The organism is Thermococcus sp. Bubb.Bath (assembly GCF_012027595.1).
In the GTDB taxonomy this organism is placed as follows: Archaea; Methanobacteriota_B; Thermococci; order Thermococcales; family Thermococcaceae; genus Thermococcus.
The window spans coordinates 1-389 of the sequence record NZ_SNUR01000067.1; the positions used below are offsets into that span (position 1 = coordinate 1).

The window sequence follows — 389 nt, forward strand, 5'->3', positions numbered from 1 at the left end:
TCATAATTAATTACATGGTTGTTAGTATTTCTAAACATCCAAGTGCCGTTTTTATAGATATACAGTCCTCTATACGGGGGATTATCACCAACTCCAACGTAAACGATTTTATCGTAGGGATCTATGGTGACTAGGTGGATATGGCATCCATTGTCTTTAACTTCGTAGTGATCTTTTATATCGAAGAAAACTTCAAAATGCCTCCCGTCGAAAGTTCTATAGACTTTTGCACTATTGGACTTCTTCCCATATTCTCCTATAAGCAGAAAGTCTTCATTTCCTGCCCATGACCACCAGATAGCATATTTGCCATCATCAAGTCTCAAAACCTCTTCAAAAGTTTGTTCATTCCACATGAATATCCTTCCTTTGATGTCCGAGAAGAAGAG

General features: G+C 37.8%; 1 protein-coding gene. It reads right to left on the reverse strand.

Annotation, left to right across the window (positions count from 1 at the left end):
• Positions 1-389, reverse strand: a 389-nt coding sequence (locus tag E3E29_RS11535) for a hypothetical protein (protein ID WP_167911121.1), incomplete at both ends; no start/stop codon positions are given.